This window comes from Pantoea sp. paga (assembly GCF_007558755.1).
GTDB lineage: Bacteria > Pseudomonadota > Gammaproteobacteria > Enterobacterales > Enterobacteriaceae > Pantoea > Pantoea agglomerans.
This window is the reverse complement of the sequence record NZ_VLTF01000001.1, coordinates 1071398-1094887: the sequence shown is the minus strand read 5'-3', so window position 1 is coordinate 1094887 and position 23490 is coordinate 1071398. Positions and strand designations below refer to the sequence as shown.

The window sequence follows — 23490 nt, the reverse complement described above, 5'->3', positions numbered from 1 at the left end:
CGAGGCGGTGCAGTCTGCACCGCCTCAGGAAGTAACTTAGTCTCTTTCGACCTGAGTCTGGCTGACAGACGACAGGTAGTTCAGCAGTGCGATATCGTTATCCACGCCCAGTTTCATCATCGCTGATTTCTTCTGGCTACTGATGGTTTTGATACTGCGGTTCAGCTTCTTGGCAATCTCGGTCACCAGGAAACCTTCTGCAAACAGACGCAGCACTTCGCTCTCTTTCGGTGACAGACGTTTGTCGCCATAACCACCCGCGCTGATTTTCTCCAGCAGTTTCGCAACGCTTTCCGGCGTATATTTCTTGCCTTTCTGCAGTGCAGCCAGTGCCTTTGGCAAATCGGTTGGCGCGCCCTGTTTCAGTACAATCCCTTCGATATCGAGATCAAGCACTGAACTCAGAATCGCCGGGTTGTTGTTCATGGTCAGAACAATAATCGAGAGATCCGGGTAGTGGCGTTTAATATATTTAATCAGCGTAATACCATCGCCATACTTCTCACCTGGCATAGAGAGGTCGGTGATCAGGACGTTGGCATCAAGCTTGGACAGATTATTGATCAGTGCTGTTGAGTCTTCGAACTCACCTACAACGTTAACCCATTCAATTTGTTCCAGAGATTTTCGGATACCGAAAAGGACAATTGGATGGTCATCGGCAATAATTACGTTTAAGTTATTCATCTTATTGGTTACCTTGCTGCAGCAGTTGATTGACGTAAGCGTCAATATCACTGGTGGTATTTGTAATGTTTGAATCGTCACACGCTTTAATGTGGTGTTCTAACTCTTCACAAAGCTGTTTGCCGGGAGTCAGATTGAGCATGGCAAACACGCCCTTTAGGCGATGCGCTGTCTGAGCAAGCGAGGCGTAGTCCTTTTCCGCCGACTCAGTATACAGCCTCTTCACATCAACCGGTACTGTCTCCGTAAACAGCTGGAAATAGCCGCCGCTCATCAATGGCGTGGCCGCGTCGTCTTCCGTGTCGTTATCCATCACATCATGCGACAGTTGCTTCTCTATCAGTGCCAGCAATGCATCCAGCAGCGCATTACTGAGATTGAAATTGACCCGATACTGCTGGTCGTTCAGTGCATGGTGCCCCAGTTCATCTTCCGCCAGCAGCAGTGCCCAGCCGCTAAGCTTTGATGGATCGTCGGTCACCAGCACATCGTGATCCTGACCGGAAATGCGCTCGTCGGGTGTCAGACAACGCGCTCCCCAGTTTTCCAGATGGCGGCAGACAATTTTATGCACGTCCTCCACGGTGATCTCCACCAGCGCGGTAACGCCATCCAGAATTTTTTCCTCTTCTTCTTCGCGCTTCTGCTCCAGCACCAGCGGCAACTGCATGTTGTAGCGTGTGCCGATATCCGCTTTTGCCACGATATCGAGGCTGCCGCCCATCTGCTTGCAGAGCTGCTTACAGAGGAAGAACGCCATGCCAGAAGCCTGTCCGTAGCGATCCTGGCTGGTATCGCCCAGGAACGGGAAGTCGACATTGGCCAGTTCATCCACCGTCAGGCCCGCACCGGTATCCACCAGTTCGATAATCAATCTATCGGCCTGCTTGTCTGCAGCCTTAACTTCCAGGGTGATTTTCCCCCAGCGGGTGGTGGTCAGGGCGTAGTGCATCAGCGTGGTCAGCACTTTACGCAGGGCGCGACGGTCGCCAAAGCGCGTCTCATCATTAGCCAGGTGATTATTCACCACCAGCGACAGCCCTTTGCGGCGCATCAGCGGCAGGCTTTCCAGCGCGATCTCATCCAGCAGTTCCTGCAGGTTAAAGACGGTCGCATCGGGTGACCAGTCATGCGCCTCAAGCCGGTTCAGCAGCACGATATCATCCACCAGCCGCGCCAGCCCCTGACTCTCATCGAGCAGGTCCAGCACGGTCTCATCGGCATCACGCTGGCTGAGCTGTACCAGCTGCGTCACCATCTTCTCCAGGGGCTGATTCAGCGCATGGCCCAGATTGTGCAGCAGTTGCTGTCGCATCTGATGGTTGCGATCCAGCACCTGCTGCGCTTTTTGCAGCTTCTTATTCACCAGCAGCTCGCGATCCTGGTCACGCATCATAAACAGCTGGGTATGCGGCGACAGCACGCTGCGGGCGTGGCGAATCTCATACACTTCGTTATTGATGGTGGCCTGCAGCACGCCCTGATGCTGGTCGGACATATTAATGATCTTCTGCAGATTGAGGTGAGGCAAAAGATGTTCAGCAATCTTATTGCTCAACAGGGTGCGGTTGCTGGCAAAGTCATACACCAGCAGGCCGACCGGCAGACTGGCAACAATCTCTTCATTCAATACCCGCAGCGAATCGAGTTCAGCGCTCTGGTTCTCGCTGGGACGCAGCGACTGCTGGCGCAGCAGTACGATACCCGCCAGTGAAAGCAGGAACAGCAGCAGGTTAATCAGCAGCGGCCAGAGCAGATTATGCAGGGTGTCGATAATCAGACGGCCAATCGGCACCTGATAAACCAGCTGCAGCGAGGTGCTGGGCAGGGTGGCCGTAATCTCAATATTGGGATTAACCAGTGAGATGCGGGTATTTTCCACCTCCTGCTGTTCACTGCTGCTGGCAGGCATTGAGCTGTCCTGACGCAGCTGGAAATTTTCCAGCGGCATGTTCTGCGGAACAATATCGTTAACCGGTAGATCAAAGGCGACCACCGTGGCCAGATGGCCTGGCTGGTTAAAGGTGGTACGCAGCGTGAAATAGTGATCGTTCTGGAAGGCGAAGTGGCGCAGCGGTGAGAAACTCTCGCGCTCATCGAGCGCATTCGCCTGCTGCAACATCTCAGCACGACGGCCATCAACCATTGAACTGATGGCGCTCTCTTTATAGCGCGTCGCCATATCTTTCAGCGGCAGGGTCGAGATCATAATCAGGCTATTGTCCTGACCATTTAAAAAGTACATCGACCAGGTGGGATTTTCTGCGCCCCACAGCGTGTCGAGATAGTTCGACATCCGCATGGTCATGTCCAGCGTGCTGCTGTCATGTGAGCCGAAAATCAGCGCTTCCGTTTTACGCCGGGTTTTTTCCAGGTAGTAGACGTCGGGACGCAGTCGCGTCTCCTGCAGGTTGCTGCCGGGTGTTGCACCTGCCGCACTGGTAGAGAGGTTTTCATAGATCTGCCAGGTGGCAAAGCGATAGGCATCAATGCGCTTCTGAACGTCACGTGCCAGATCGTCCATGGCATAGCGTTTCCCGGTCAGCCAGGCATTCACCGAGTTATGCACCATAAAGCCCAGCGCCAGCAGGAGCACCAGATTGAAAACCACAAAAAAGCGGGTGACGTTGCCGGAGGTCAGTGGAAACTTATACAACATAGCGTGTCAGGTACCTGAATTATTGCGCAACTTTTCGCGCACTGGCGGCTACCGCTAACAGCAACAGGGCGATCGCTAAAAATGCGCCGCTGAGGCTGATCCATTGCGAAATGAATCCGATTAAAGCCGGACCTGAGAGAATACCCGCATATCCCAGCGTTGTCATGGCAGAAATCGCCAGGTTCGCAGGCATATCCTGTTGATTCCCGGCAGCATTGAACAACATCGGCACCGTGTTAGATAAACCAAAGCCGACCAGCAGGAAAGCCAGCAGGGCGATCTCCGGCCACGGCAGCCAGACGGCCAGACTCATGCCCGCGGCGGCGGTCAGCGCGCCGGTCAGCATCACCGGGTAGCGACCAAAACGCTGGATGATCTTATCGCCGCTAAAACGGCCCAGCGTCATCGCTACGGAAAACACCGCATAGCCCAGCCCGGCCCAGGCGGGTGACATCTCCGGGTTCTGCAGCAACAGCAGCGCGCCCCAGTCCAGCACGGCCCCTTCCGCCAGGAACAGGATAAAGCAGAGCAGGCCAAGAAACGCGACCCAGCCGCGTGGGATCACCAGCCAGGGTTGATCGGGCTGATGCAGGCGTTCATTCATTAAGACCGGCAGTCGCCACAGCAACAGCAACAACATCACTGCCATCACCACCAGCGTGGCGGCCAGAGGTGTAAAAGACTGGCTCAGCAACAGGCTGACCGTGCCCGCACCCAGAATCCCGCCAAGACTGAAGAAGCCATGGAAGCCGGACATCATCGGTTTATCCGCCGCCTGCTCAACCTGAACCGCCTGATAATTCATCGCCACATCCAGCATGCCCAGCCCGGCGCCAAACAGCATCAGCGCAGCCGCCATGACCAGATGAGAGTCAGCCGTGGCCAGCAGCGGCATCATCATCAGCACTAACAGGGTAGAGAAGCACATCACCCGACGGCAGCCAAACCGCGCCACCAGCGTGCCGGTCACCGGCATCGCGGCCAGCGAACCAATACCCAGACAGAGCAGTAACGCGCCCAGTGATGCGCCGCTGAGCTGCAGACGATCGCGGGCAAACGGCACCAGTGGAGCCCAGGCTGACATTCCTAAGCCATTGATCAAAAAGATGGTGCGCGTGCCCCAGTTCAGGCGGCTCTGATGTTTGTTTTGTTGTGCAGCGTCCAGTGCGGTCATAGGTCAGATTCATCAATGGTAAAGCGGAAAAGTGTAGCACTGGCCGTGAGTCAGTGGCCGTTGCGCCTCTTATCAGGAAGGGGATTGCAACATGGCATAAATGACAAAACCGGGAGTTTACCGACTTTTGTCGCGCTGCGAATTTTTTCCAGAACTTTCCTGGCATGACCACCGCCCCGCAGAATGACTTAACTCAAATTTCACTGCCGTTTTTCAACGACTTGCTGCTGAAAAACCGGATCAGGACCACGCATAAATGATGGCTGAATCGCTTAATGAACAAATTTTTTTTAGCGCCCTAATGTTTCGGGAGTGGTGGTTTTTTAACCTTTCCGCATCATTTTTGGAAACAGTCAGCAATAAATTGACATGTAAAAACAAAGGCAAAGCGGATTTTATGAAAGCCTTATTTCAAGTGTGGCTTATGTAATGAAGATTAAACCATAATGAAATCTGTACATTGAAATTGTTTTTTAACACGGCTACGCTAAACGTTAATCTGTCAGAAACGTTACATTCTGCGTGAGTCTGTACAAGTAAAACTAACAATAATAGCGTCATTCGCCACTCTGATTAGGGGCGTACGACCAGCTTTGGCTTTGCCGTTTCGACATACACCAGGTTAAGACATCTTCTGATCTTCAGAAGGTGAAACTATGTGTGAACACTGTAAGCATAAAATAATTTTATGTTTATGGATTCAGTATATTAGCTAATCTGGTGGAGTAGAGGTTACAAATGGCAGAACTCACGCAAGGCCGTGTAGACATTATCTCGCGCGAAAACGGCACACTCATCTCGCAGTCCGTTAGCGGTTCGTCACAATCCATTAACCTCACCGAGCCCAGCGTCGTGCGCATCAGCGGCACGCGCGACATGGTGACGCAGTATGAGCGCCAGGGTAACGATCTGGTGCTGCATATGCGCGACGGCAAGACTGTCCGCTATCAGAAATTCTTCCTCGACGACGCCGATGGCCAGCACAGCGAACTGGTGTTCGATGATGGCGTCAATCCACCGGAACATGCGCTCTTTCCGCAGACCGCAGAAGGCGCTGAACTCGCTTCCACGTCGGTTACGCCAACCTATGAATCACTCGACAGCGTAGAGCCGCTGCTGCTGGCAGATAACGCCAACACCTCCATGGGTGTGATAACGGCGGGCGGTCTGGGTGTGCTCGGCTTAGCCGGCCTGGCCGTTGGCGTCGGCGGTGGTGGTGGTGGCGGTGGGGGTAATGGTGGCGGCAATGACGGTGGCACCGATCCCGGAACACCGGTCACGCCGGGGACGCCTGCCATCACGCTCAATGCGTTCGCTGGCGATGATGTCCTTGAAAACGCGGAAAAAAGCAGCGATCAGGTATTGAGCGGCACCACCAGCAATGTCGAAGCGGGTCAGATTGTCACTGTCACGCTGGGCGGCCAGACCTACAACGCCGCCGTCGGTGCTGACGGCAGCTGGAGCGTCACTATTCCTGCTGCCGCGCTGGCGGGACTCGCCGCAGGCACCACCACCATCGACGTCAGCGTCACTAACGCGGCGGGCACGACGACCACCGGCAGCCTGCCCATTACCGTCGCGGCCGCCGATCCCGGCACACCGGCTGCGCCGTCCATTAGCCTGAACCCGTTTGCGGGCGATAACCTGCTGGATAACAGCGAAAAAACCACGCCACAAACGTTGTCCGGCAGCACCAGCAATGTTGAAGCGGGCCAGCAGGTCAGTGTGACATTGGGCGGACAGAGCTATAACGCCACTGTGGGGACGGATGGCAGCTGGTTCGTCTCAATACCGGCTGCCGCACTCTCGGCGCTGGCTGCAGGCAGCAGCACCATTTCGGTCAGTGTGACCAGCGCCGCGGGCACGGCGGCTTCCGCCAGCCTGGGTATCCAGGTGCAGGCACCTGACACCACCCTTGGCGTGCCAGCCCTGACGATCGCCCCGTTTACCGGCGACGACGTGCTGAGCAACGCAGAAAAAACCAGCGATCAGACTCTTAGCGGCAGCACCACCAACGTCGAAGCCGGGCAGATCGTCACGGTTACACTGGGCGGCCAGAGCTACAGCGGCAGCGTGGCAGGCGACGGTAGCTGGAGCATTACCGTGCCTGCTGATGCGCTGACCGCACTGGCATCCGGCACCACCACGGTGACTGCCACCGTTGCTAACCAGGCAGGAACCGCCGCCAGCGGTAGCCTGACCGTAAACGTAGAACCACCCCTGACTCAGCCGGGTACTCCCGTTATCACCATCGATCAGTTTGCCGGTGATGACATTCTCAGCAATGCCGAGAAAAGCAGCGATCAGGTACTTAGCGGCACCACCACCAATGTGGAAGCGGGCCAGATTGTCACCATCACGCTGGGCGATCAGACCTACAGCGCAGTAGTGGATGCGCAGGGCAACTGGAGCGTCACGCTCTCGCCTGCGGCACTGAATGCGCTGGCAGCCGGTTCGGTGGCGATTTCTGCGGTCGTCACCAGCCAGGCTGGCATTGAAGCCAGTGAAAATCGCGCGATCAGCATCGATACGCCGGTCGTTCCGGGCCCGCCATCCGTCACGCTGGATGATTTTGCCGGGGACAACGTGTTGAGTAACGTGGAGAAAGCCACCGATCAGACACTCACCGGCAGCACCAGCAATGTTGAACCCGGTCAGCTGGTAACAGTCACCCTGGGCGGTCAGACTTACAGCGGCAGCGTTGATGCGCAGGGCAACTGGAGCGTTACTGTGCCATCGGCGGCCCTGAGCGCCCTGTCGGCAGGTGAAACGACGCTGACGGTTTCAGTCAGCAATGTGGCCGGAGATAACGTAACCGGCACGCTGCCCATCACCGTGGAAGCCCCTGTCACACTGCCGGGCGAACCCACAGTCACCATTGGTCAGTTTGCCGGGGATGACATCCTCAGCAACGATGAAAAAGGGACGGCCCAGACGCTCTCCGGCTCCACCACCAACATCGAAGCGGGCCAGACGGTCACCGTTACCTTCGGTGGTCAGACTTACCTCGGCACCGTCGATGGCAGTGGTAACTGGAGTGTAATTGTTCCGGCAGCCGCGCTGGGTAATCTGCCAGCAGGAGCCAATGCCATCAGCGTCACCGTCAGCAATGCCGATGGCGTGAGCACTACCGAAATCCGCGATATCGCGGTTGAGACGCCAGTAACGGAACCGGGCGTGCCGGCTCTGACCCTGAATGATTTCGCCGGCGACAACCTTCTGAGCAACGACGAAAAAGCGGTCGATCAGCTTGTCAGCGGTAGCACCAGTAATATCGAAACCGGGCAGATCGTGACGGTCACCCTGGGCGGTCAGACCTACAGTGCCAGCGTGCAGGGTGATGGCAGCTGGAGCGTCGCCGTGCCGTCAGCTGCGCTGAACGCGCTGGCAGCAGGCATCACCACACTGACCGTCTCGGTCAGTAATGCGGCGGGCGACACAGTCACTTCAACGCAGCCAGTCACTGTCGAAGCCCCGGTAACGCAGCCGGGTGAAGCCACCGTAACCATCGACGCCTTTGCCGGGGATGACATCCTCAGCAACAGCGAGAAAGCCAGCGACCAGCTGCTGAACGGCACTACCACTAATATCGGCGAAGGCCAGCAGGTCACTGTCACCCTGAACGGAGAGACTTTTACCGCCACGGTCGGCGCGGATGGCAGCTGGAGCGTGACGATTCCTGCCAGTTCGCTGGCGGCGCTGACAGCCGGTAGCGCAGCCCTGAATGTGACGGTGACAGATCAGTCTGGTACACAGATCACTGAAACCCGCGACTTCCTGGTGGAGTCAGCGGGCACTTCACCGAATGCCCCGACGCTAACCCTCAATGCCTTTGCTGACGACAACATCCTGAGCAACGATGAGAAGCTGGAAGCGCAGGCGGTCTCCGGCAGCACCACCAACGTCGAGGCGGGCCAGATTGTCACGGTGACGCTGGGCGGCCAGAGCTACAGCGGAACGGTTGGCGCCGACGGCAGCTGGAACATTGCCATTCCGGCCGATGCACTCGGTGCGCTGGCAGCAGGTTTTGCCTCGCTGGTGGTCACGGTCAGCAACGCGGCAGGTACTACCCTCAGCGACACCCTGCCGATCACGGTTGAGCCGCCGGTTACCGAGCCGGGACAGCCCACTATCACGCTCGATCAGTTCGCCGTGGATGACGTGCTGAGCAACGATGAGAAAACCAGCGATCAGCTGCTGAGCGGCAGCTCAACCAATGTCGAGGCGGGTCAGGTCGTGACCGTCACGCTGGGCGACCAGACTTACAGCGCCACGGTCGGCGCGGATGGCAGCTGGAGCCTGAGCGTCCCGGCCAGCGCGCTGGCGGCACTGACGGCGGGCAACGCGACTATCGCGGCCACAGTCACCAGTCAGGCGGGCGTAACAGTCAGCGAAGATCGGGTGATTGCGGTGGAAGCGCCAGCGGAACCGGGTACGCCGACGGTGACGATCGCTCTGTTTGCCGGTGACGATCTGCTGGATAACAGCGAAAAAGCACTGGACCAGACGCTGTCCGGCAGCACCAGCAACGTGGAGGCGGGCCAGACGGTCACCATTACCCTGGGCGGCCAAAATTACACTGCGCTGGTCAACGCGGATGGCAACTGGAGCACGCAGGTCCCCTCTGCGGCGCTCAGCGCACTGGCGGCGGGCAGCAGCAGCATCGCGGTCAGCGTCACAACGGCGGCAGGCGCCTCAGCCACCGACACCCGCGATATTAACGTCGCCCCGGCGGCAGGCGAACCTGGCGTGGTTTCCATTAGTGAACCTGTCAGCCTTGATGGTTTCCTGAACCAGCAGGAGCTGAGCAGCGATCTGATCATCAGCGGCTCTGCCGTGGGCGTTAACCCGGGCCAGGCGGTGCAGGTTAACTTTAACGGCAGTAATTACAGCGCGGTGGTGAACAGCAATGGCTTCTGGAGCGTCACCGTTCCGGCAGGCGATCTCACCACTATCACCGACGGCGTAAAACTGATTTCGGTCACCACCACCGACGCCACCGGCGCACTGCTGACCGACTCAGCGCAGCTGAATGTGGTCGCGGCCACGCTGCCGCAAATCACACTGGAGGAGAGCGCGATTACCGATGGCCTTCTCAATCGGGTGGAAGCGGGCAGCGATCTGCTGATCGGCGGCAGCACCGGCAAAGCCGTGCCGGGCCAGCAGGTTGAACTGGAACTTAACGGTAAAACCTACAGCACCACGGTCAATGCAGACGGCAACTGGAGCCTGGCGCTGCCGGCCGCCGATCTCGCCTTACTGCCGCAGGGCGCTAACAGCCTGATCATTACCGCGATTGATGAAGCGGGCAACCGCGTGGACGAGACGCTCAACTTCAGCGTCGACACGCTGCCACCGAATCTGATTGTGGCAGAGGTCGCAGGCGGCGATGGCATTCTCAACAGCAGTGAAGTGGCTGCCGGTCTGCCGGTCAGCGGTTCAGGTGCGTTGCCGGGCGAAGTGGTGTCTGTCTCGCTGAATAACGAGAGTTACAGCGCCACCGTAGATGGGCAGGGCAACTGGACGGTGGATCTGCCGCCAGCGGCGCTGCAGGCCCTGTCAGATGGCAGCAGCTATACGCTGGTAGTTACGCTGACTGATGCCAGCGGTAACACCACCACGCAGACACAGCCCCTGGCGGTCAGCACGCAGCCTCCGGTTGCGACCGTTACCGCACCGGGCGGTGATGGCGTCCTGACCAACAACGAACTCACTACGCCGCTGCAAATCAGCGGAACCGGCACACCGGGCGACAGCGTGACGGTGGAGTTAAACGGTAAGTCCTACACCGCCATTGTTGACGAAAACAGTAACTGGAGTGCATCCGTCCCGGTGGCCGATCTCGGCACGCTGACCAGTCAGACCTATCCGGTGACCGTCACCGTGACCGATCCGGCCGGTAACATCAGCACTCAGAATACGGAACTGCGGGTGGCTACCGCGGTGCCCGCTCTGACGCTCAACGATCTCAGCGATGATGGCGTGATCAACGTCAGCGACGCGCAGCAGCCGCTGATCGTTAGCGGAACCGGCGACGAAGGCGACATCATCCGCGTCACGCTGAATAACGTAGCCTACAGCGCCGTGGTGGCGCAGGGTGGCAGCTGGAGTGTCACCGTTCCGGCATCCGACCTGGCAAATGTGCCCAACGGTACCCAACCGGTATCGGTAGTGGCGACAGACGCCGATGGCAATACCACACCAGCCAGCAGTTCACTGATTTTCGCCACCACACCGCCGCTGCTGGAAGTCTCCACGCCAGGCAGTGATGGTTATATCAATATCGCTGAACACACTCAGGATCTCACACTCGACGGGCGCGGGGGGGCTCAGGGCGACACCGTCACGGTAAGTTTCAATGGCGAGACCTACACCGCCACCGTGGATACCGATGGCTCGTGGAGTGTTACGGTGCCCGCCGCGATTATCAGCCAGCTGGGTGACGCAATCTATCCGGTGGATGTGGTACTCAGCGATGCTTATGGCAACAGCAGCACCGTACCGACCAGCGTCACTGTGCTGGCGGCAACGTCGCCGGCGCTGACCATTAATCCCGTGACCGGCGATAATCAGGTCGACAGCGCTGAACAGCTCACCGACATTCTGGTCACCGGTAACGTCACCGGCGTACCGGCAGGTCAGCCGGTATTGCTGACCATCAATGGTCAGTCTTACGATGGCGTAGTACAGGCGAACGGTAGCTGGAGTGTGTCGCTGCCAGCCGGATCGCTGGGCGGCGCAGGCGATAAAACCTTCACCGTGGCGATTACCGATGTGGCCGGTAACCCGGCGCTGCCTGCTGAAGGGCAGTTCAGCGTGGTTACCTCACCTGTACCGTCGCTGTCGATTGCCCCAATCAGTGACGACAATGCGCTGAATGCCCTGGAGGCGCAGAGCGATCTTATCCTCAGTGGCGGCTCAGCGAACCTGCCGGCTAACAGCCCGATCAGCGTAACGCTGGTGACTGGCGGCACCGTCTACACCACCACAACCGATGAAACCGGCGCGTGGACCCTGACCGTGCCGGCTGCCGATCTGGCGACGCTGCCGCAGGGCACGACCACCGTTACCGTCTCTTCGGGTGATGTGCAGAACAGCCTGCCGCTGCTGGTGGCGACCACGCCGCTGGCAGACCCGCAAATCAACACGCCATTCACTGACGGCATACTCAATACCGATGAGTCGAGCGCAGCGCAGACGCTGACCGGCACAGTGCTGCCAGGCCAGGCCGTCAGCGTGACCCTGGGCGGTACCAGCTATCCGGCCACTGTAGACGCGAATGGTGAATGGAGCGTGACGATACCCGCAGACAGGCTGCAGGCGCTTGCGCAGGGCAGCAATCCGATTACCGTGACGGTGAGTGATGAAGCGGGTAACAGCACCAGCATCAGCGAGCCGCTGACTGTTGATACCGGCATACCGGCGCTGACCGTTAACCCGATTGCCACCGATGGTGTGATCAATGCGGCCGAAACCGCCACCGATCTGACCCTCAGCGGCACCGTTACGCCGGGCAGCAGCGTCAGCCTTGCCCTGAATGGCCAGACCTATCAGGCGGTGGTTGCCGCTGATGGCAGCTGGACCGCCACCGTGCCTGCTGCGAATCTGCAACAGTTGCCAGATGGCCGTTACGATCTCAACTTGACCGTCACCACCGTCAGCGGCAACGTCGCCACTACGCCAGTGTCGGTTATCGTGGATACCACGGCACCAGACTTCAGTATCGCTGCGCCCGCGGGTGATGGCGTGCTGAACATCGCTGAGCAGGCGGCAGGATTCAGTTTCAGCGGCGCAGGCAGTGAAGGCGATCGCGTCAGTGTGACGCTGAATGGCGTGACCTACACCGGCACCGTTGATGGTAACGGAAACTGGGCGCTGGCTGTTCCGCCAGCGGCACTTGCCGGTCTGACCAATGGCAGCAGCTATCCGGTGGTGGTCACCGTCACCGACGCAGCCGGTAACAGCAGCAGCCAGAACAGTGCCCTGACGGTTGCGACTACGCCGCCTCCGCTGGTCGTCGCCCCGGTCAGCGGTGATAACGCGCTGAACGTCGGGGAACTGGCAGAGCCGCTGGTGGTGAGTGGCAGTGGTCAGAATGGCGACGTGGTCACGGTCCAGCTCAATGACCAGCTCTACAGCACCACCGTTGGCGTTAACGGCCAGTGGACGCTGCAGATCGCCCCTGAAGCGCTGGCGGCACTGCCTCCGGGCAGTAATCTGGTGACGGTGACGGAAATCAGTGCTAACGGGAATCAGAGCAGCCAGGTGGTTGATCTGAATGTGGCAACCGCGGCGGACGTGCAGCCTGTACTGACCATCGACAGCAGCACCTTCGCCGGTGACGGCATCGTCACGGCAGCGGAGCAGCTGCAGCCGATAACGGTGCGCGGCAGCAGCACGAATGTCGAACCGGGCCAGCAGGTGATCATCTCCCTGAATGGCAACGAATACAGTGGTGTGGTCGAGGCCAGCGGCAACTGGAGCATTATTCTGCCTGCGGGCGCCCTGGCTGAGCTGGGAGAAGGCACTCAGACGCTGAACGTCAGCGTCATCAACGCCGTGGGTAACACCGCCAGCAGCACGCTTGACTTCAGTGTGGACAACAGCCTGCCGTCGATCGCGCTGGCACCCGTCAGTGACGACAACTACCTCAATGCGCAGGAATTGGGTGGCGCCGTTGTAGTCAGCGGCAGCACCAGCGGTCTGCCTGACGGCAGCATTGTCACCGTGCTGGCCAACGGCACAACTGTCAGCACCACCGTGACGGCAGATGGAAGCTGGAGCCTGACCTTACCGGCAGGCACCTTTACCGGAACGGCAGACGGCCCGCAAACCATCACCGCCACCGCCAGCGACGCTAACGGACAGCCGCTGGCGACCAGCGACGCTACCCTGACGGTGATCGCCAGCGCATTGCCGGTGGCGACACCGGGCGTGGCCTTTGATGATGGCATTCTGAACGGTGAGGAAGCCGCCGCCGGTGGCACGATCACCGGTAACACGGGCGTGACCGGCGACGGCCAGACCGTCGTCGTGACGCTGGGCGGCAACAACTACAGCGGCACGGTCGATGCCGCAGGCAACTGGCAGGTCGCCGTTCCGGCCGATGTTTTGTCTGCGCTGCCGCAGGGCAATAGTGGCTACACCGTGGTCGTCAGTGATGTGGCGGGCAACAGCAGCCAGGCTGATGGCAACCTGGTGGTGGATACACTGCCTCCGGTGCTGAACTTCATTACGCCATCCGATGGCATCATTAACGCCGCTGAAAGTCAGCAGCCGCTGACGCTGACCGGCAGCAGCGAAGCTAACGCCCTGATTGTTGCCAGCTTTAACGGCACTACCCTGAGCACCACCGCTGACGTCAACGGCGTCTGGTCGCTGGAACTGCCCGCCACGGTTTATACCGGGCTGGGCAACGGCAGCTATCCGCTGACCGTAACCGCCAGCGATGCGGCCGGAAATGCCACCACCACCAGCCGCGACCTGGCGCTGAAAGTGGAGCCAGGCACACTGCCGACCCTGACGCTGGATACCTTTGCCGGTAACAACGTGGTCGATGGCGCGGAGCGCCTCACCGATCAACGTCTCTCCGGCACCACCACCAACGTCGAAGCGGGTCAGCTGGTTACCGTCACCGTTGACGGTACAGTCTACAGCGCCGCCGTACAGGCGAGCGGGGCATGGAGCCTGATCGTGCCAGCCGGTGCGCTGGCCGCGATTAATGATGGCAGCGCCAGTTTTACCGTGGCGGTCAGCGATGTGGCGGGCAACACCTCCACCAGCAATCTCACCTTTGACGTCAACAGCAACGCCTCTGGCCTGGCGATGGATGCCATCAGCGAAGACAACTACCTGAATGCGCAGGAGCTGGGTCAGGCCCTGGTCGTCACCGGTACGTCGGTGAATGTGACAGAGGGCAGCACGGTCACGTTGCTGTTTAATAACATCAGCTACACCGCGCAGGTCTCGGCCAGCGGCCGCTGGACAGTGATCGTTCCGGCTGAGGCACTGACGGCGCTCGCCGATGGGCCTTACACCCTGACGGTCACCGCAACTGACAGCGGCGGGGCGACCCTCAGCAGCGAGGCAGCGCTCAGCGTGCTGGCGACGCTGCCAGCACCGCAGATCGTCTCGGCCTTTGGCGATGGCCTGCTCAACAGCAGCGAGATCGCCACAGCACAAACCCTGAGCGGCACCACCGGCATAACCGGTGACGGCCAGACGGTGAGCGTGCTGCTGAATGGCGCAACCTACAACGGCACCGTCGACGGCAATGGCAACTGGCAGATCAGCGTGCCGGCTTCCGCGCTGGCTGGCCTGCCGGAAGACCTCCTGAACTATACCGTCACAGTCCAGGATGCGGCGGGTAATACCGGCAGCAGCCAGGGCAGCGTGACAGTGGATCTGACGCCACCGACCCTTACACTGAATACGGTTGCGGGCGATAACAGTATCAATATTGCCGAAAGCACCGCGCCGATTGTTCTCAGCGGCAACAGTAATGCCGAAGCCGGACAGCAGATTACCATTACCCTGAACAATCAGACCTGGACCACCACGGTTGACCAGAACGGTGAGTGGAATCTGACGCTGCCTGCGGGTTCGCTGGCCGGTATTCCGGCCGGGGCGTACATTCTGACCGTGACGGTCAGCGATGCGGCGGGTAACCCGGTAACCGAAACCCGTGAAATCACCGTGGCGACGGCGTCGCTGGCCGTCAGCATAGACACCCCGTTTGGCGATGGTTATCTGAACCTGGCGGAACAGGGGGGCGGTCAGACGCTGACCGGCAGCACCGGTGTAGCGGGCAACGGCCAGACCGTCAGCGTGACGCTGGGCGGGAATGATTATTCCGCCACGGTGGATGCGCAGGGTAACTGGACGCTGACCTTAACAGCGGATCAGGTACAGACGCTGGGTGAGGGGGTCACTACGCTGGTGGTCAATGCCAGCGATGCCGCCGGTAACAGTGGTTCGCTGACCAGCGCCGTTACGGTCGATCTCACGCCGCCTGTGCTGACTGTCAATGCCATCGGCGGCGACAACATCATCAATTCGGTAGAGGTGCTGGAAGCGGTCGCCATCAGCGGCAGTGCGTCGGTAGCGGATGCCGGACAGACGGTCACCGTCAGCTTCCAGAACGTCGATTACACCACTCAGGTGCTCTCTGACGGCACCTGGGAGGTGACACTGCCAGCCAGCGTCGTGCAGGGGCTGGCAGACGGCAGCTACACCGTTGCTGTCTCGATGACCGATGCCGCGGGCAACCCGGCCACGGCCACCCAGACCCTGACGCGTGATGCTGACACTCTGAACCTGCCAACCCTGACCATTGGGCCCATCAGTGACGATAACTTCCTTAACCAGGCGGAGTCGCTACAGGATCTGAGCATCGGCGGCACCAGTAACAACCTGGTGGAAGGCCAGCTGGTGACGGTGACGCTGAATAACATTCAGTACAGCGGCACGGTGGCAGCCGATGGCAGCTGGACGGTGACCGTTCCGGCCGCCGATCTGGGTAATCTGCCGGATGGCGATCAGCTGCTGGTCGTGGTCTCAGCGGATACGTCTGGCAATCCGGCCAGCGCCAGCACCAGCCTGGTCGTGCTGGCCAGCGAGCAGGTTCAGCCGACGCTGACCATGAACGTGGTAGCCGGCGATGATGTGATTAACGCCACCGAGGCCACAGCGGATGTCGCGGTCAGCGGCAGCAGCACCCTGCTGGCAGCGGGTACCCTGGTGACGGTGTCGTTTAACGGCACTGACTACAGCACCACGCTCGACGCTGACGGCAACTGGACGGTGAATGTACCCTCTGCTGCCTTTACCAGCGTGGATCCGGGCAGCACGCAAATCTTTACCGTGACCGCCACTGATGTCGCAGGCAATCCGGCGACTGCCACTCAGGAGGTCAGTTTCATCACCACACCGCCTGCGCTGACGAATATCACGGTCGACGCGGGTGATATCCTTAACCTGGCGGAGTCGCTGCAGGATCTCACCATCAGCGGCAACACCACGGGCGCATTGCCGGTGACGGTGACGCTGAATAACGTCAGCTATACCACCACGGCAGATGCCGACGGTAACTGGTCACTTACCATTCCGACCGCCGACCTGCAGCAGCTGGCGGATGGTCCCAATGCGATTACCGTTTCGGTCACCGACGCGGCGGGCAATATCACCACAGACAGCACCACGTCACTGGACGTAGCATTTAATACCCTGCCAGCCCTGACGCTGAATACGCCGTTTGGCGATGCGCTGATCAGTGCGGCAGATGCGGAAGGGGCGTTAACGCTGAGTGGTGACAGTACCAATCTGCCGGAAGGCAGCGTGGTGAACATCTCTGTAGGCGGGCAGAACTTCAGCACCACCACGGATGCCAGCGGCAACTGGACGCTGAACCTGGCTCCGGGTGCGCTGACAGGCCTGGCCGATGGACTGACACAGGTGGTGGTCAGCGCCGCGGATGGTGCCGGTAATCCGGCGCAGGTTACCGCAGGCGTTGAGATCCTGCAGAGTGATCCTGTTTCAGCCGCCTTCGACACGACACTGTTCGGCGATAACATCATTAATATCAGCGAAGCCGGTTCCGTTCAGCTGGTCACCGGCACCTCCACCGTCGTGCCGGGCCAGACCCTGAGCGTCACGGTAGGCGATGACAATATCCCGCTGTCGGTGACGGTCGATGCCAATGGCAACTGGACTGCCAGCCTGCCCCCAGAGTTCATCGCCAGCCTGGGAACCGGTGAACACACGCTGACCCTGATTACCACCGATCGGGCCGGTAACAGCATTGAAACGACCAAAACGTTCGTCGCCGCGATTACGCCGATTGCTAATCCAACGCTGGATACGCCATTTATTGATGGCCGTATCAATGCTGACGAGGCCGCCGCAGGCGGAACCCTGACCGGTGCGGTAAATATTAATAACGCCGCGTCGGTCACGGTGACCGTTAATGGCACCCTCTATTCTGCGACGCTGACTGAGGGTGGTTCACGCTGGTCACTGGATCTGCCAGTTGATGTATTGCAGTCACTGCCGGATGGCAACCTGCCAGTCAGCGTGACGGTTACCGATGCGAACGGCAACATCGGCAGCACCAGCGGCACGATACTGGTCGCCGTTAACGCGCTGCCGGATGTCACCCTGAACCTGCCGTTTGGCGACGGTGCGCTGAACGCAGCAGAGGCGGCCGGTGAACAGATCCTCAGTGGCACAACCGGCATTACCGGTGCCGGACAGACGGTAACGGTGCTGATCTCCGGCTTTAACAACGGTCAGCCGCTGGCAGCCACGGTGCAGACCGATGGCAGCTGGTCACTGGCCCTGTCGCCGGCGCAGTTAGCCACTTTCACCAGCGGCACCCACACCATTACCGTGACGGCGACCGATATCGCGGGTAACAGCGACGCGACGGCGCAGAGCGTGGTGACAGAGGTGGCGCTGCCCGTGCCGACCTTCAACCCAGGCGCATTTGGCGGCGACAACCTGCTGAACATCAGTGAAGCCGCGGCAGGGGTGACCCTGACCGGCACCACCGGCAGTGTGGGGGCGAACCAGGCGGTCAGCATTACCGTGGATGTCAACGGCAGCCTCTATTCTGGCACCGTGGCGAGCAACGGTAACTGGACTGTTAACATTCCTGCCAGCGCCCTGAGTTCACTGGGTGACGGTGCGCAATCACTGACGGTTAACGTCGTGGATGCGGCGGGCAACAGCGCGTCGGCGCAGCTGCCTTTCACCTCGGATCTCAGCGCGCCGCAGCCTGCGGTCAATCCGGAATTCCTTGGCAGCTATGTGAACGGCGGCGATGTGGCCGCGGGAGTGACGCTGAGCGGAACCACCGGTGAGGCGGGCGCGAATCAGACTGTGCAGCTTACGCTTGGCGGCACAACTTATTCCGCAACCGTCGATGCCAATGGTAACTGGACGGTGCCACTGACAACGGAGGAGCTTTCACAGCTGCCGGATGATACCTATCCGGTTACCGTGACAGCAACCGATGCGGCGGGCAACAGCACCACCATTAACAGCTCGCTGGTGCTCGACACCACACCACCGGTGCTTAATGTTGTCGCCTTTACTGGTGACAATGCGCTGAACTACGCCGAGAGCATTCAGCCGCAGAGTCTCAGCGGCACCGCGACTGGCGCAGAGACGGGCGATGTGGTTACGGTCTCGCTGAATAACACGACCCTCGGCACAGCCGTGGTTGACGGTAACGGCAACTGGAGTGTAACGCTGACGCCAGAACAGATGGCCACCTTTACACCATCAACAACGCTGACGCTGGCAGTGACCGATCTGGCTGGCAATACCGCAACCGTACCGGTCGCGCTGACCGTGGATCTGACGCCACCGCCAGGGCCGCTGGTCACGCTGGGCACGGTCTCGGGCGACAACATCATCAGCACTCAGGATGTAGCGGGCGGTGTGGTAGTGAGTGGCACCTCCGCTAACCTCGGCGCGGGTGGGGTAGTGACGGTGTCGATCGGTGGTCAGGAGTACGCGACTACGCTGGATGGGTCGGGTAACTGGTCAACGGCGGCATTGCCGGTCAGCGCCTTTGGCAGTGCGGACGGCAGCGTCGCCATCACGGTGAATGCTACCGACGGCACTAATCCTGTAACTACCAGCGGTAACGTGTTGATCGACCTTACGCCACCGGCACTGACTCTCAATCCGTTTACCGGTGACAACCAGGTCAATGGCAATGAAAGTGCCACCAGTCAGGCCATCAGTGGCACCGCCGATCTCAGCGAAGTGGGTCGCACGGTGGTGGTGACCTTCAATAATCAGACCTACAACGCCGTGGTGCAGAGCAACGGCACCTGGTCCACTACCGTTCCTGCCAGCGCGATGCAGGCTCTTCCCGATGGCAGCTCGCCGGTGATCACCGCGCAGCTGGCGGATGTGGCCGGTAACGTGACGACGACTACCCAGACGGTGACGGTGGATACCGCCGCGCCGCTGGTCCTGGTCGACGCGTTCCTCGGCGACAACGTGATCAACGCCGCTGACCTGGTGCTAAGCCAGGTGCTGACCGGCAGCGCACAGGGAGCAGAAGGCCAGACCATCGGTCTCTATCTGGGCGATGCCGCGCCGATCGCCACCGCAACGGTGGGTGCTGACGGACGCTGGAGCATCGATCTCGCGCCGGATGTCCTTGCGAGCCTCACTGAAGGTGCGCTGGTGTTTGGCGTGCGGGTCAATGATGTAGCCGGAAACCAGACCGACGCCACGCTGACGGTCAACAAAGTGGTCAACAGTGCGCTGACGCTGGTGGTCGATTCGGTGTTTGGCGACGGCACGCTCAGCGCGCTGGATACCACGGTGGCACAGACCATTTCCGGGGTTGCGACCTCGGCGGGTGTGGGTGCCACGGTATCGGTGGTGCTGGGCGGCACAACGCTCTCTGCGTCAGTGGGCCAGGATGGTAAATGGGCCATCGTGGTGCCGCCTTCGGTGCTGGGCCTGTTAAGCGATGGCAATCTTGCGCTTGACGTCACCCTGACCGATGCCGCGGGCAACACCCGCACCGTTGGTGAAACCGTCACGGCGATTGTCGATGCGGTGCCGGTGGTCGGTGCGCTCACCGGGCTGTTTGGCGGTGATAACCTGCTGAACATTGCGGAAGCCGCTGCCGGACAGCTTGTCAGTGGCGTGATAGAAAATGCGGCTGTGGGTTCCCAGGTGACGGTCACCTTTGGCAGCAAGAGTTACAGCACGACGGTGCAGGCGGGTGGAGTGTGGAGCGTTAGCCTGCCGGGCAGCGATCTGACCTCTCTGCTGGATGGCAATCTGACGCTGGGCGTCAGCGTCAGAGACGTGGCGGGTAACGTCGCCTCCAGCAGCGCATCCATCGGCATCTTTACTCAGACGCCATCAATCTCGCTGACCTCACTGTTTGGTGATGGAGTACTGAACCTGGCCGATATCGCCACCGGACAGGTGATCAGCGGGGTGGTGAACAACGTTGCGCAGGGCAGTGTGGTGACGCTCTCGGTTGGCAACAGCCAGGTGACCGCCACCGTGGGTGCGGGCGGGGCGTTCAGTGCCACGGTGACACCAGATATTCTGGGCACGCTGGCGCAGGGCAACCTGACGGTGGGCGCGTCGGTAACGGATGCGGCGGGCAATACCGCCAGCACCAGCGCCGGTATCCGGGTCGATACGCTGCTGCCGACCATCACCGTGAATCCGCTGTTTGGCGACGGTCTGCTGAACGTGGCGGATTCGCTGGTCACCCAGGTGATCGGTGGGGTGATTGGCGGCGCGGAAGCGGGATCGCGCGTGGTGGTGTCGGTAGGTTCACAGCAGTTGGTGACGGCGACCGATGCCAATGGCAACTTTAACGTCTCGCTGACGCCAGCGCTGTTGCAGGGGATTGCAGATGGCAATCTGACCGTGGGCATCAGCGTCACCGACAGCGCGGGTAACACTAACAGCACTACGGCCGGGGCACTGGTCGGTATTCACAACCTGCCGAAAGTTACCCTCAATCCGCTGTTTGGCGACGGCGTGCTGAACCTGGCGGAGTCGCTGGTCACTCAGACCATCAGCGGCACGGTCTCCGGGCTGGCTGCGGGCAGCAGCGTCAGGCTGGCGATTGGTAACACCACCGTCAACGCGCAGGTCAACGCGGATGGCAGTTTCTCAACCGCCGTCTCGCCAGCGATTCTGTCAACGCTGCTGAACGGTAACTTCACCGTCAGCGCGGCCGTCACCGATCCGGTCGGAAACGTCAGCAGCACCAGCGCGGGCGTGTCACTGGGACTGTTCCAGCCGACGCTGTCGGTGAATACGGTGTTTGGCGATGGCGTGCTGAGCGCCGCGGATCTGGCCTCTAACCAGACCCTGAGCGGGACGTCCAGCCTCTCTGCCGGTTCAACCGTCAGCGCCACGCTGAATGGCCTGACCTACACCACCAAAGTGGTCAGCGGCGGCAACTGGAGTATTACCGTCCCGAAAGCGGATCTTGTTGCTATCACTGACGGCAGTAAAACCGTCACGGTCACCGGCACCGATGCCTACGGTAACGTGGCAAACAGCAGCGGAACGCTGAGCGTCATCAGTCAGTCGACGCCGGTGGTCGCCATTACCTCGCTGTTTGGTGACAGTGCGCTGAGTGCGGCAGATGTCAAAACGGCGCAGACTATCAGCGGCACCGCCAGCAACGCCGAGGGATCGGTCGTGCGCGTCACGCTGGGCGGTCAGACTTACAGCACCACGGTGAGCAGCAACGGCAACTGGAGCATCTCTGTTCCGGCGGCTAACCTTGCTGCCATTACTGACGGCCTGCAGACCGTCACCGCCAGCGTTACCAACGGTGCGGGCAGCATTGGCAACATCTCGGCGTCGCTGGGTGTGGTCAGTCACACTACGCCGACGGTCAGCGTCAACAGCTTCTTTGGCGGCGATGGCTACCTCAATATTGCGGAAGCCAATAGTGCTGAAACCATCAGAGGGACCAGCACCAACGCGGCGGGCGGCACGGTGACGGTGAACGTGGCGGGTAATATCCTTACCACGACCATTGGTGCGAATGGCGCATGGAGCATCAGCGTGCCGTCAGCGACGCTGAAAGGGATCGCCGATGGCAGCCATCCACTCACCGTTACGGTGGCGGACATTGGCGGCAACACCGCAACCAGCACCAGCAGCTTTACCGCGCTGTCGCACAATCAGCCGCTGGTCGGGGTCGATCCGGTGCTGAGCATCGTCGGTTCCTTACTGGCGGGTCTGGTGGTGCAGGGGGGATCGCTGAATGCCGCGCAGGGCTCGAAAGTGAGCGTTACGCTGCTGCTCTCCAACGGCAACAATGGCCCGACGCTGAACACCACGACCGATGCGCTGGGGCGTTACGCGGTTAACTTCTCACCTTCACTGCTGTCGGTGGGTGGCCTGCTGCTGTCGCTGGGAACGCTGGCGAAAGTCACGATTACCGACGCGGCCGGTAACAGCTACTCGACCACCAATACCCTGTTGCTGGGTGCGCTGCTGCCGGTGTCGCTGGCGGCAAACGAATCGGTTGCGCTGTTCTCGGTGGCGGATGACAGCGCCACTGTCGCCAGCGCGGAGACGCAGCATAACAGCAGCACCAGCAGCGACGAGAGCAGCGCCCATGTGGCGGTGGCTTCCACGCTGATCACCGAAGCGGATACCGTGACGCCGGTCAGCAGCAGTGAAAACGCGGCGGCAAATGACGCCGCGGTGGCAGCGGCACCGGCAGAGGAGGTGGGCTACACCATCGGCGGCGTCGTGATTACGCTGGCCGATGGCAGCACCATTGAGGGGGCGACAGTGACCGGCAGCAGCGGGGCGGATCTCGTGACGGTCAGTGACCTTAACTTTACCCATATTGATGGCGGCGCAGGCACCGATACCCTGGTGCTGAATGGTGAGCATCTCAGTCTGGATCTCACTGCGCTGGGCCTGAAGGTCGAACACATTGAGGTGCTCGATTTGGGTAAAACCGGAACCAACTCCGTGAAGCTCGATCTCAATGAGGCACTCAATATCACGGATAAACAGAGTGACGATTTGCTGATCAAAGGCGCAGATGGCAGCCAGGTGACACTGGCTAACAGCAACGGCGGAATCTGGGAAGTGACCGGCGAGCGTACCGTTGAGGGCAGAGTCTTTGAGATCTACCACAACTCGGCGCTGACCAGTGATAACACCCTGGGCGATGTGCTGGTGCAGCAGAACCTGCAGGTCCATGTTGTGTAGTGACTGAAAGGTCTGTTCAGAAGATGAATAGAGCGGGTGCGAAAGCACCCGCTTTTTTTGTTTCAGTCACGTGATAATTCCACTTTCCAGATTATCGCCACTATTCATTAGCAGAATGAAAGATTAGGGTAGGCGCAACAAACGGCGTCACGCCGTAAAATCAGCATTCTGACTCTATTTGGCGCTTTTATTAGCGTCCTGTTTATAAATCCTTGTTACCTGCGGGTAA

Annotated in this window: 5 protein-coding genes; 2 read left to right on the top strand and 3 right to left on the bottom strand. The window is 59.9% G+C overall.

Annotated features, from left to right (window positions below; genetic code table 11):
• Positions 1–36 precede the first annotated feature (36 nt).
• Genes rcsB through FOV68_RS04965 form a run of 3 tightly spaced genes read right to left on the bottom strand, consistent with a single transcriptional unit; the run spans position 37 to position 4520 of the window.
• Positions 37–687, bottom strand: a complete 651-nt coding sequence (gene rcsB / locus FOV68_RS04975) for a response regulator transcription factor RcsB (RefSeq protein ID WP_009089068.1) — start codon at positions 685–687, stop codon at positions 37–39.
• Between the two features lies 1 nt (position 688).
• Positions 689–3346 carry a phosphotransferase RcsD gene (gene rcsD, locus FOV68_RS04970; RefSeq protein WP_050680390.1) on the bottom strand — a complete coding sequence of 886 codons (2658 nt, stop codon included), beginning with the start codon at positions 3344–3346 and terminating at the stop codon, positions 689–691.
• A gap of 19 nt (positions 3347–3365) precedes the next feature.
• Entirely contained in the window at positions 3366–4520 is a 1155-nt protein-coding gene (locus tag FOV68_RS04965; protein ID WP_010248386.1) for an MFS transporter, read from the bottom strand.
• Positions 4521–4776: 256 nt separating this feature from the next.
• Between FOV68_RS04965 and FOV68_RS23965 the strand changes: the two genes are divergently transcribed.
• Together FOV68_RS23965 and FOV68_RS04960 are read left to right on the top strand one after the other, a co-directional pair.
• The gene (locus FOV68_RS23965) at positions 4777–4950 is read left to right on the top strand and encodes a hypothetical protein (protein WP_186289717.1); all 174 of its coding nucleotides are present in this window, start codon (positions 4777–4779) and stop codon (positions 4948–4950) included.
• 308 nt (positions 4951–5258) lie between these two features.
• Positions 5259–23261 (top strand): Ig-like domain-containing protein, encoded by an 18003-nt coding sequence (locus FOV68_RS04960; RefSeq protein ID WP_143990421.1) that lies wholly within the window; start codon positions 5259–5261, stop codon positions 23259–23261.
• Positions 23262–23490 lie beyond the last annotated feature (229 nt).

Coding starts and splice junctions, on each gene's coding strand:
- rcsB (WP_009089068.1), bottom strand. CDS start 687: ATGAATAACTTAAACGTAATTATTGCCGATGACCATCCAATTGTCCTT.
- rcsD (WP_050680390.1), bottom strand. CDS start 3,346: ATGTTGTATAAGTTTCCACTGACCTCCGGCAACGTCACCCGCTTTTTT.
- FOV68_RS04965 (WP_010248386.1), bottom strand. CDS start 4,520: ATGACCGCACTGGACGCTGCACAACAAAACAAACATCAGAGCCGCCTG.
- FOV68_RS23965 (WP_186289717.1), top strand. CDS start 4,777: ATGATGGCTGAATCGCTTAATGAACAAATTTTTTTTAGCGCCCTAATG.
- FOV68_RS04960 (WP_143990421.1), top strand. CDS start 5,259: ATGGCAGAACTCACGCAAGGCCGTGTAGACATTATCTCGCGCGAAAAC.